General features: G+C 52.4%; 11 protein-coding genes. 6 read left to right on the top strand and 5 right to left on the bottom strand.

Going from position 1 to position 11,462, the window contains the following annotated elements:
- Window positions 1-9 precede the first annotated feature (9 nt).
- The 5 genes from cysW to ACFQ0N_RS12160 all read left to right on the top strand — a co-directional run bounded on the left by cysW (window position 10) and on the right by ACFQ0N_RS12160 (window position 5,009).
- Complete coding sequence (gene cysW / locus ACFQ0N_RS12180) at window positions 10-885, top strand: sulfate ABC transporter permease subunit CysW (RefSeq protein ID WP_379326306.1); 876 nt, start codon at window positions 10-12, stop codon at window positions 883-885.
- A gap of 27 nt (window positions 886-912) precedes the next feature.
- Entirely contained in the window at window positions 913-1,104 is a 192-nt protein-coding gene (locus tag ACFQ0N_RS12175; protein WP_379326304.1) for a YezD family protein, read from the top strand.
- 135 nt (window positions 1,105-1,239) lie between these two features.
- A complete protein-coding gene (locus tag ACFQ0N_RS12170) occupies window positions 1,240-2,250 on the top strand; it encodes a hypothetical protein (protein WP_379326302.1) in 1,011 nt (336 codons plus the stop codon).
- Window positions 2,251-2,373: 123 nt separating this feature from the next.
- On the top strand, window positions 2,374-3,183 hold the full coding sequence (locus ACFQ0N_RS12165) for a phytanoyl-CoA dioxygenase family protein (RefSeq protein WP_379326300.1): 810 nt from the start codon (window positions 2,374-2,376) through the stop codon (window positions 3,181-3,183).
- An 89-nt stretch (window positions 3,184-3,272) separates the two neighbouring features.
- A complete protein-coding gene (locus ACFQ0N_RS12160) occupies window positions 3,273-5,009 on the top strand; it encodes a hypothetical protein (protein WP_379326298.1) in 1,737 nt (578 codons plus the stop codon).
- 75 nt (window positions 5,010-5,084) lie between these two features.
- Here ACFQ0N_RS12160 and ACFQ0N_RS12155 read toward each other — a convergent pair whose 3' ends face one another.
- The 4 genes from ACFQ0N_RS12155 to ACFQ0N_RS12140 form a co-directional block, all read right to left on the bottom strand.
- Window positions 5,085-6,062 carry an aldo/keto reductase gene (locus ACFQ0N_RS12155; RefSeq protein WP_379326296.1) on the bottom strand — a complete coding sequence of 326 codons (978 nt, stop codon included), beginning with the start codon at window positions 6,060-6,062 and terminating at the stop codon, window positions 5,085-5,087.
- A gap of 247 nt (window positions 6,063-6,309) precedes the next feature.
- A complete protein-coding gene (map, locus tag ACFQ0N_RS12150) occupies window positions 6,310-7,056 on the bottom strand; it encodes a type I methionyl aminopeptidase (RefSeq protein ID WP_379326294.1) in 747 nt (248 codons plus the stop codon).
- Window positions 7,053-7,688 (bottom strand): TetR/AcrR family transcriptional regulator, encoded by a 636-nt coding sequence (locus ACFQ0N_RS12145; protein WP_379326292.1) that lies wholly within the window; start codon window positions 7,686-7,688, stop codon window positions 7,053-7,055. The genes map and ACFQ0N_RS12145 overlap by 4 nt, the downstream gene beginning before the upstream one ends.
- Before the next feature lie 177 nt (window positions 7,689-7,865).
- Window positions 7,866-8,813, bottom strand: coding sequence for a hypothetical protein (locus tag ACFQ0N_RS12140; RefSeq protein ID WP_379326290.1), 948 nt, complete (start codon window positions 8,811-8,813; stop codon window positions 7,866-7,868).
- 272 nt (window positions 8,814-9,085) lie between these two features.
- Here ACFQ0N_RS12140 and ACFQ0N_RS12135 point away from each other — a divergent pair, with 272 nt between their 5' ends.
- Complete coding sequence (locus ACFQ0N_RS12135) at window positions 9,086-9,571, top strand: GNAT family N-acetyltransferase (RefSeq protein ID WP_379326288.1); 486 nt, start codon at window positions 9,086-9,088, stop codon at window positions 9,569-9,571.
- A 94-nt stretch (window positions 9,572-9,665) separates the two neighbouring features.
- Here ACFQ0N_RS12135 and ACFQ0N_RS12130 read toward each other — a convergent pair whose 3' ends face one another.
- Window positions 9,666-11,435: a glycoside hydrolase family 2 protein gene (locus tag ACFQ0N_RS12130; protein ID WP_379326286.1), complete on the bottom strand. Its 1,770-nt coding sequence runs from the start codon at window positions 11,433-11,435 to the stop codon at window positions 9,666-9,668.
- Window positions 11,436-11,462 lie beyond the last annotated feature (27 nt).

The following is an 11,462-nucleotide window of genomic DNA, read 5'->3' as shown; positions in this document are numbered from 1 at the left end:
CGATGGCCTATGGCTGGAGCTGTTACAGCTTATCTGGCGCCTGAAGCGGCCGAGCGGCCGCGGCATATTACAGAACCGCTCCTGGTGCGCTGTTTGCTGATCGGGCTGTCGCTGCTGTTTTTAGGACTGATTGTAGTGCTACCGCTTGTTTCTGTGTTTGTCGAGGCTTTCAAAAAAGGGATGGAGGTTTACCTGGCCTCCATCACCGATAAGGATGCGGTCTCCGCTTTGCAACTGACTTTGCTAGCTGCGGCCATTTCAGTGCCGCTCAATACGGTTTTCGGCATTGCTGCCGCATGGGTGATTGCCAAGTTCCGCTTCCGCGGCAAAAATTTGCTGATCACGCTCATTGATCTGCCTTTTGCCGTATCGCCGGTTATTGCCGGGCTCGTGTTTATTTTGTTATTTTCCGCGCAGGGCTATTTTGGCCCTTGGCTGGATGAACGAGATATTCATATTGTTTTTGCGCTTCCCGGCATTGTGCTGGCGACGATGTTCGTAACCTTCCCGTTCGTGGCGCGGGAACTGATTCCTCTGATGCAGGGGCAAGGCGTGCAGGAGGAGGAAGCGGCGGCAACGCTCGGAGCGAAAGGATGGCAAATATTTTGGCGCATCACGCTGCCGAATATGAAATGGGGGCTGCTCTACGGCATTATTCTTTGTAACGCCCGCGCAATGGGGGAATTCGGCGCCGTATCCGTCGTATCGGGACATATTAGGGGTAAGACGAATACGTTGCCGCTCCATGTAGAGATTTTATATAACGAGTATCAATTTTCCGCCTCGTTTGCCGTTGCATCGCTGCTCGTTTTACTGGCATTTGTCACATTGCTTGTGAAGACGATTGTGGAGTGGAAGATGCATGGAGCCAGGCGACATCAATAGGGGCTTTATTACAGGGAGGGATTAGCAATGGCGAGGCCGCTGAAAGTTGACGAAATTTGGGTAAAACGCATTGTCGATGAAGTAAACGGGCTGGAATACGGCTCTGTGCTGGTAACGGTTCATGCCGGAAAAATTGTGCAAATTGAACGTTCAGAACGTAAAAGGTTTGACAGCAACAGCGTCTCGCCTGATTCCGCTGAATCGTCGTCTACTGCCTAAGCTAATCAAGGGCCTTCTCCAAAGCAGCCGCGAGCTGCCGGGGGAAGGTTCTTTGTTTGTTATTAACAGTCATGCGCAATTTGACGATATACTTGTAGTATATGGATAACCAGCAGAATTGAAGGTGCAAGGAACATGAGGAAAAAACAGTTGTTGTTCTCTATTTTATGTTTGCTCGTTATGACGGCCTGCAGTTCCACAGCTCCGGCTCCAGCTGAGCAATCGGACAAGGCCGGTGCTGCAGCGAATACTAGTAAAAAGGAGCCGGAGAACCCCGGAAAGAAGGGCATGTCCAGCTTTGATCATCAAGATTTTACGATCAACTACCCGGATACGTTTAAGCCGGTGCCCGAAGAAGAAAAGCAGATTGCTTTTCTGGACGACTCGCCGGGCCAGGAGCAAAGCCGCTTTACGATTACGGTAAAGGAATATGAAGAAGGGGCGCCTGCTGTCGATAAATTGCTGCATTACAACATTTCGCAATTGAGCGAGCTGCTGCATTTTTCAGTGGATAGCAGGAAGGATGGACATATGTATGAAACGGCGACAGCCGCGGGCGTTCGCGCGCTTGTTTATTATCAGGAACTTGATGAAGCCGATCGGGACGGGACGATATCCGTTTATCATTTGCTTGTTCCCTTGGAGTCGAAGCTGTACATCCTGTCCTATCATTATGCCAAGGAAAGCTATCAAGCGGAAAAAAGAAATATTTCCAAATCCGCTGAATCGATTGCGTTCAAGCATATGCCGGTAACCGCTTGGAATACGGAAGATGTCGATATCGAGTCGAACGGGAATATAGCGCTGGCGATTGCCGAATTGAAAACCTACCGGAGCTTGAACAATGGCACGAAAATCAAGCCGGCGGACTTGTTCGCCGCTCCCTGGAAATATTACGGACAAGCGGTTACGGTTGAAGGAAAAGTGGAGTATGTCCGCAGCTTTGACCCGATTGACGGCTTGCGCTCCGAGATTGTCCTAGAAACAGCTGACGGGACGCTTGTAGACGTTATCGCGCTTAACAAAGCCAAAGACGGTCTGAAAGTCGGCCATAGGACGACTTTAACCGGGCTCCCGGTCGGCAAGGGCGAGGTAGAAAATGCTGAAGGGGAGAAGCTGACTTATGTGTTTTTGGTCGGGAAGTGAGTAGTGATCTCACTATTAAATAGCAGAATAAGAGTACTAATTAGCATCTTTATTCATTTCGCGCAGGCGGCCTCCTCTTCTATACTGAAGCTAATCTTTCAGTTGAATGAGGAGGTTTTTATTATGCCATATATGCTGCGTACACTGTTGCCGGAGCAAAAGCGGCAGTTTGAAACAGAAGGCTATCTGGTGATCAAAGGGATGTTTGCGGAAGCAGATTTGGAGGAGATTGAGCGGACATTCGAGGAGATTGGCAAGCAGACGATTCCGGGGCATTTTGAACCGGAGCTGTCGGGAGAAAGCAGCGACCCATTGAAACGGTACCCGCGGGTGATGCATCCTCACCGTTTTAACGAGACGGCCAAACGTTATATGCTGCATCCTCCTGTAATGGAGGTGCTGGCTGATTTGTATGAGGAGGAAGCGATTGCCGCGCAGAGTATGTTTTACTTCAAACCTCCCGGCTCGCGCGGGCAGGCGCTGCATCAGGACAATTTCTATTTGCAGGTCGAGCCCGGCAACTGTATAGCGGCCTGGACCGCAATTGATGCGGCGGATGAAGAAAATGGGGGCTTGCTCGTCGTGCCGAAGACGAATGATTATGAGATTGCCTGTCCGGAGCTTGCCGATGCGAACGAATCGTTCACTACGCATTACGTAAAGCCGCCCAAAGAGGAAAAGGCGGTGCCTGTCATAATGGACAAGGGCGATGTGCTGTTTTTTAACGGCAATCTGATTCACGGCTCCTACCGGAACAAATCGAAGGACAGATTCCGCCGGGCGTTTATTTGCCATTACGCGAACGCATCGGCCACGCATATTTCCAAATGGTATAACCCGCTATACCGGGCGGACGGCTCCGTACTTGAGCTGGAGGACAATGCGGACGGCGGGCCTTGCGGCGTTGAATTCGAGACAGTCTATCCGCATTGATTTTTTAAATTGACACATGCAACTCTTTGCCCCTTTCCCTCGTCTTGTAATCAATAGGAATTGGAAGGTTGAGGAAGGGGGACGAGGCTGTGTACAAAATGAACCGGAAAAAAGAGACGATCGGCATCGGAATGCTGCTGCTCGCTGTCATGCTCCTGATCGCAGGCTGCGAGACTGCGGGGCCAACAAAGGAAACAAATGAGATGCATTTTACGATTCCGGATGTAGTTGTTGATTCGATTACTACCTTTGACGATCAGGCTGGAAACAAGCTGGCGACCATTACCGACCAAACGGTCATTGTGAATATGATGGAGGAACTGAAGGCGTCGGAGCTGACCTTTTTTGATGATCCCGAGCCATTAGGCCAGCTGCTCCGCGTTGAAGCGCATGCGGGGGAGCATACCGTTACTTACTATATCAATGATTTGCGGAATACGGCCTCGTATGAGGTGAGCGGCAAAATTTACTCGAAAGCGTCCAGCGAGAAAGGACTCGTCTGGCGGGTATCGAGCAAGTTGATTCGCCAGCTGCGCGGAGAAGCGGCTGATCAGGCTGATTCGACGCCGTACCTGTATATTGAGACCTATCCGGATAGCAGCTCGATTGTCGTAGAAGCCAATCAGGATTTGCAAAAAAGCTCGATTCGCGACGCCGTGGACGCGACGCTTGCGCGCTCCGGATTCGGCAAGGAAAAGCCGCTTGATTATGAATTGTTTTGGAGCGATCAGCAGCGTTTTGCCATTCAAATCATCGGTTTGGAGCCGGGGGAGGCCGCATCTTTTAATCTCGATCTCGTCATGACGACAGCGGGAATGACGCTGGCCAATCAGGATCAGCCTTATCGCAATCGGGTGGTGCTGGAGAAGCCCGCGCTTAAAAGCCGGATGCGTACGATCGATGTAGAGACAAATGAGGAGACGGCGTCCCGTGTGCCCGATACGGCTTTTGCGCAGAATGTATTAGTGCAGAGCGAGAGCGGGAAGGATGACGAGGCGGTACGCTACACGCTATATTATGGAGGAGGGAGCGAGCAGCAGACGCTTGTTCCGCTGGGCGCCGGGGAGCAGCAGCAATTCCGGATTAGCGAGTGGCCGGATGCCGGCGAACCGTTTGCCAACGATTATGGCTATGAGCTGTTGTTTTCGGATCGTTTCTATCCGGACTATACGTATGCGGTGCTGAACAACCGTACGCTCTACAAGGTGAACTGGAAGGCGGGCACGGCAAGCAAGCTGTACGAGTCGCCGGAGCGGCCGGTGTATGGCATCAGTTCGTCGCCGGGTGGCAAGGAGGTTGCCTTGCTCGTGGCTGCAGATCAATTTATCGGTGCGGACGCCGATCTGCTTATTCTGAATGACAAAGGCAAAGTGCTGAAAAAAATGGCGAAAGCGGCTTTTGTCAGCCATAGCGACGGATTTTTATTTCCTTATCCTGTTTCGTGGCTTGACGACAAGCAGATTATTGTTCCCATATTCGGTATTGGCGATATGCAATATGGGCAAGCGAAGATTGACCGTCAGCGGGGGAAAATGATCAGCAAAACCGAAATGGCCGATTTGCCTCCCGCGGCGGCGGAGCTGCTCAAGCAGAAGCTGGGGAAAAGCTTTGAAACGATGCGCGTCCTGCCTCAGCCTTCTTCGGCGAAAGCATCAGACTATATAGCGGTTGAGACAAGCGAGGCCGGCATATGGCTGCTCAATTTGGCGGAAGAAAAGGCGACATGGCTGGGCAACGGCAAGTTGCTGGGATGGTCCGGCGAGGGACGGCTGGCGATTTGGGAGCCGAAAGATGCAGGGAGCATGCGGCTGTTCAATTCGTTCTAGATTGATGAAAAGCCCGTTCACTGTCTGTAAAAGGCAGGGATCGGGCTTTTGCATGTTTAGGCTTGCATGTGAAGCTTAAGGCAAATTGCGGCCGCGCTGGCTTATATACAACAGATACCACTCCTCGCGCGTGAGGCGCAACGTTGCAGCATCTTTGCACGCGCGGATGCGATCCGGGTTGACGGTGCCGATAACAGGCTGGATGCCGGCAGGGTGCGTCGTCAGCCAAGCGAGTACGATGGCTTCCGGTGTTGTGTTTTTTTGTTCAGCTAATTGCTGCACAAGCTTTGCGGTTTGCTTGATCGGCTCCGGCTTGTCCTCCAGCGAAGCGCCGGAATACAGTCCTTGGGCAAGCGGGCCCCACGACTGCAGCTGGATATTTTCCATCCGGCAAAATTCCAATGTCCCTTCAGGGAAAACATTGTCGCGCGCCGCTTCCTGATTGACGTGGATGCCTTGCTCGATGAAGCCGTTTTTGAGTAGGCTCATCTCCAGCTGATTCACCACGATCGGCTCATCGCAGCTGGATTGCAGCAGCCTGATCTGCCCCTGGCTCATATTGGAGACGCCGAACCAGCGGACCTTCCCGGCTTGCTTCAGCTGATGAAAGGCGCTTGCGACCTCCTCGGGATCGACCAGCGGGTCGGGACGATGCAGCAGCAGGAAGTCGATATAAGGCGTACTGAGCCGTTCGAGAATGCCGTCTACGCTGTGGAGAATATGCGCTGCGGAGAAATCGAAGCGATGAGGCTTGTCGGGACTCTCCTGAAAACGGATGCCGCATTTGGACTGGATAAAGATTTGCTCGCGCAGTCCCGGGCGATCCTTCAGCACTTGGCCGAATACGCGCTCCGCTTTGCCAGCGGCGTAAATATCGGCATGATCGAACATATTGATGCCAATTTCCAGCGCGGCTTCGACGGCTTCATGCCCCTGCTTGTAGTGCTCGGCTGTAAGCGGGCTTTGATCCCAGCTGCCGCCGAGCCGCATGCAGCCAAGTACGAGCTGGCTGACGGGTATTTGATATTTGTGCTTTAAAGGGATGGATTTCATCTGTAACACTCCTCCTTCTCTCTCCAGTATAGAACGTCATCGCAGTTTGCAAAAGTAGTGAAATGAAGGTTATATGATGAGAGCAAATATAGCTGCTTCCCTCCAGTATAGTAAGCAAATGCCCGCCTAAACTAGACTCAGAAAAACTAAAAGCCTCATCTGCACGTGAATAAGCAGATGAGGCTTTATGCTGTTCAGGCTACATTACAGACCATGTGATCGTGTATTGCGAGATGCATGCTGCTGCTTATTGCTGGGTCAAAATAATTGGACCGTCAGCGGTAATCGCCACCGTATGCTCATATTGAGCAGACAATCCGCCATCCGCAGTACGCGCTGTCCAGCCATCGGGATCGATTGTCATTTTGTAGGTGCCGGTGTTGATCATCGGCTCGATCGTAAAGACCATGCCTTCTTTTAGGCGAAAGCCTTTGCCGGGTTTGCCGATATGGGGGTAGTTCGGTTCCTCGTGCATGGAGCGGCCGATGCCGTGGCCAAGCAAGTCGCGGACGACGGAAAATCCGTTTTGTTCGGCATGCGTCTGCACGGCATGCATGACATCGCCGATCCGGTTGTCGACTTTGGCCTGCTTGATGCCAAGCTCGAGACATTCCCTGGTGACCCGCATTAATTTCTCCGCCAGCGGCGACAGTTGTCCAACAGCGTAGGTCCAGGCGGAATCACCGCACCAGCCGTCCAGCTCGACGACAATATCGATCGTTACAAGATCGCCCTCACGCAGCGGTATCTTGTTAGGGAAGCCATGAGCGATGACATCATTGACAGAGGCACAGGTTGCAAACTGGAAGCCGTGGTAGCCAATTGTCGATGAGATGGCGCCGGTCTCCTGAATCCGCCGTCTTACATATTGTTCGATCTCCCAGGTTGTAATGCCCGGACGGATCATTTTGGCAATTTCCCGATGCATGCTGGCGACGAGGGCCCCAGGCTTGCGCATCGCTTCAATTTCTTCAGCTGTTCTCAGAATAATCATACATGTACGCTCTCCTCTCGGATAAATGCCGCCAGCAGCAGCGAAATGGTTTGCTCAATATCCATCGGTGTCTGCTGGCGGTAAATATGGAGTCCTGCACAGCCGATCAGCGACCCTAGAATAAAGTTCGCGGCGTCATCAAGCTCTTTGGCGGACAAATTGCGGTTACAGCTGCGAACAGCCATGACGAGCGGACGGTACAGCTGTGTGTCGAATTGCTCGGCCAGATGTGCCGGTAAACCGCCGCCAGGCAAAGAAAGCCCGTTATCGGCGACAGAGCGGTACAGGAAAAAGACCACATGGTCATCCAGCCAAAGCTGCAGAAGGCTGGCGCAGTAGCGGCGCAGAAGCAGGCTAGGATCCTTTATGCTTATGTTAGCCGGGTAGTCGAGCTCAGCGGCGATGACTTCCTGGGCAGCTTCGAAGGCATGGGTTAGCAATTCATCAAGCAGCTGATGTTTGTTGCGGTAATAATGATAGACGGTTCCATAGCCAAGTCCGGCCTTTAAGGCGACATCGCGTATTTCGATAGCTGCACCGCGTTCCAGCAAGATGTCGGCGGCGGCGGCGCGGATTTGCTGTTTGCGGCCTTCGCGAATCGCGTCATTTTGTTCTTTGGTACGAGGACACATGATACTTGCAACTCCTTCATTATTTTTAGACCTGCGAAAATGTCGATCAAAAGACGGTATCTCTAAGATACACGAATGAGCTTGTTTTATGCAACAGGTAATAACAAAAATAAAAGACCCTTATCATCACGCTAAAAGCGGTATGATAAGAGCCTGGTTAACCAGCTGATCGGCCAGCTAGCTGATCTGGCTGTCCTCAATCCATGCTGTCCGGCCGTTTTTGAGCTGCTGCAGATGAGTGATGGCGAGGTTGTGGTCACGCTCCAGCTGGCTAGTGACGGCACGTACTTTACTTAACGCTTCAAGTACATTTTCTTGTGCTTGGTGAATGCGTCCTTGGACGATCCAGTCGGTAATAAGGTTATCGAACCAATAATCGGCCATTTTGAGAGAGGAGCTAATATCGATGTCAATCGTAATGCTGCGCTTGAGATCGGCGAGTTCATCACGAAATTGCAAAATTTGATGGTTAGCATTCAGTATATATTGCTTGGCGTCATCAATATGGGTGTGCTTGGCATGAGTGCTGACCATACCGCCGCCGCCCCAAGTATCCCATTTGCCCCAGTTGTCTGCTTTCTCCAGGCTGTTTGATGCATCTTCAAGCGAGGCCAGCACGCGCTTGCCGGCAACGAGCGCCTCATTCAGCTCCTTGACCAGCACCGACTGATCGCCGATCTTTTCCTCCATATCGGCCAGCTCGGCTGCCTTGTAGGGGGCGTCGCGCAGCATAGCTTCTTTTTCGGCCAGCAGCTTTTCATAATCGTACTTGGCATTGCGGCCGTGAGCGAGTTCATCGCCCAGCTCCTGCAGTTCAGCTTGTGTGTTGGCAAGCGTTTGCTGCGCTTCCTGCAAATTCAATGCAGCGGTCAATACTTGCTGCCGCTCCAGCTCCAACTGCTCTTGCTTGCTGCGCAGCAGTGTATGGAACAGATTGGTCAGAGACATGCGCGTCAGTTTTTCAACATCGTGCTGCTCCCGTTCCAGTTGAACCTCAAGCTGCACGACGCGCCGTTCCAATTCGCGGCATCTTTTCTGCAGCTCATCTCTTCTTCGCTCCGCCTTTTGCTGGCGATACATTCGTTCCTTGGCTTCATTTAGACGCAAATGTAACGTTTGTGACATCATATCCCTCCCGTGTTATCCCATACGATGTAAGAAGCGGTATGGTTGCATCTTGTTATAGTGAATGGCTGGCTCTAAATAATGTCAATTCCAGCACATCGAAGTGAAATTCAGCTATGTAAGGGAAGGCAGGCGTCGATTAACGCGCTAAAAATCATTTCAGTTTCAACTGGCTTGTTAGTATTTAAATGATAAAATAAATAAAGTGAATGGACAAGAAAAAATACAAGATGGCACGATCCGTGTCTTCTTGCGAAAGGAGGAGAGAAATTTTGCAGATCAGAGCGATTCGGGAAGCTGATTATTTCCCGATTACGAGTGTGGTGGACGATTGGTGGGGCGGCCGGCCAATGAGAGGACTGCTGCCGCGGCTGTTTTTTCAGCATTTTCAAACAACGAGCTTTGCCGCTGAGGATGAGGGGGAAATCGTCGGATTTTTGATCGGCTTCGTTTCGCAGACAGATCCGGCTGAAGCATATATTCATTTCATCGGCGTGCACCCCGCGTATCGCAAGCAGCAAGTGGCGAGACGTTTGTACGAGCTTTTTTTTGCCCGTGTGAGCGAGTGCGGCTGCCGTACTGTGCGCTGTATTACATCCCCCGTCAATAAAACGTCGATTGCTTTTCATACGAGGATGGGCTTTGAAATTGAGCCGGGAGCGGAAGAGGTTGACGGCATTCCGGTGTCGCCTAACTATGACGGCGGAGGTCAGCCGCGGGTGCTGTTCCGTCTTAGTCTGGATAATGGGAAGCTGTAGACGCAAACGGATGGTTAGATAAAGCGTAAGCAAAAAAAGGGCGCCCCGCGCAGTCAAAGCCTACTAGTGCACTGCAGGGCAGCCCTTCCTTCAATTAATCCTCGATCGCCGCTTTTTTGGAGTTGATCGCATGCAAAATGGCCGGATCGAATTTTGGTTTGCGGTCATACGTATACAGGCCATTGACTTCCTGTTCGACGTCGTACAGCTGGGTGTAGCAGAAACCGAACATTTTCGGATGCTCCAGCAGCGCGTTCGTCAGCCCTTCATAACGGGCGATAAACTCAGCCTCGGATTTTGGACGGCTGTCGGTGCCGCCATAACCCCATCCCTTCTCATCGGATTGCCCCGGGTTCCACCAGATGCCGCCGTACTCGCTTACGAAGTAAGGCTGGCCTTCATATTGCTGCCTTGCCGGGAAGCTGACATTTATTTCGCCTTCTCCTGTGCGCAATGATTCGTAGCGCGCTTTGAACGTTTCCGGATTTTGATCATAATCATGCACGTCGAAAATATCGGTCACGACATGGTAGTTGCCGCTTGTATCGATCACCGGACGAGTCGGATCAATCGCCTTTGTCGCCTCATAGACCGTGCGCAGCACTTCATTGTTTTGACGCGCGCCGGTCCGCTCATCGTCCCATGTTTCGTTGAACGGGCACCAGCCGATCAGGCTTGGATGATTGAAGTCACGTTCAACTCCTTCGATCCATTCCGGCAAAAATTGCTCAAGCGCTTCGGATTTCGAAACATTAAGCCCCCAGTTGGCATGCTCGCCCCACACCAGATAGCCCAGCTGATCGGCCCAATACAGGAAACGCGGCTCAAAAATTTTCTCATGCAGCCGGGCGCCATTGAAGCCGAGCCCCAGCGAGATTTCAATATCCTGCTTCAACGCTTCGTCTGTCGGGGCGGTATAGATCCCGTCCGGATAGAAGCCTTGGTCAAGCACAAGACGCTGGAACACGGATTTGCCGTTAATGCGGAATGCCATGCCGTCAAGCTGAATGGAGCGCAGGCCAAAATAGGAAACGGCCGCATCGACGATTGCGCCGTCCGCTTTGCGCACAAGCTGCAGCTGCAAATCGTACAGCTCGGGCGCTCCCGGCTGCCATAAATGCACGTCCGACAAAGCGATCGTCGTCTTGGCGACCATGGCGCCTAGCTGGACGGTCGAACTGCCGGTTGCAGCGCCTTTGTAGCTGCTCTCGCATTTAAGCTGCAGGCCTGCTGTTGAACCGGCGATGTTCGCTTCCAGATGGAGCGCGGCGTTGTCGGGGTCGGGATACAGCTTGATGGAGGCGATATAGGTTTGCGGCACGCGCTCGAGCCAGACGGTTTGCCATATGCCCGTCGTGCGCGTGTACAAGCAGGCATGGGAATGGTAGAGGCTGCTTTGCTTGCCGGCAGGCTGCAGTCCGGTGCGGAGATGATCCTCGGCATAGACGCTAACCGTGTTTGCTCCGGCTTTCAGCTGAGCGGTAATATCGAAAGAGAATGAGGTGTACCCGCCGCGGTGCGTGCCGACGCGCTGCTCATTGACCCATACTTCCGCTTTATAATCAACTGCGCCGAAGTGCAGCAGGACGCGGTCGCCATCCCAATCCCCGGGAATTTCAAAGGTTCTGCGGTACCATACCGCATTCATAAAGTCGGTATAGCCGATGCCGGAGAGGCTACTTTCCGGAGCAAAAGGCACCGTAATCGTCTGCGCCAGCTGCACATCGTCTTTATATAGCCCGCGCTGAATGCCGCTGCAGCCGTGATCGATTTCAAACTGCCATGGGCCGTTCAGGTTAAGCCAATGCTCGCGAACGAATTGCGGACGCGGATATTCCGGCCGCGGGATAGAGGCTTGCTTCATCGTTTTCCCTCCATTAGTTAACTTATA

Source organism: Paenibacillus sp. GCM10027626 (genome assembly GCF_042676285.1).
Classification (GTDB): Bacteria; Bacillota; Bacilli; order Paenibacillales; family Paenibacillaceae; genus Paenibacillus_Z.
The sequence above is the reverse complement of the archived record's forward strand: the minus strand, read 5'-3'. Positions and strand labels throughout refer to the sequence as shown.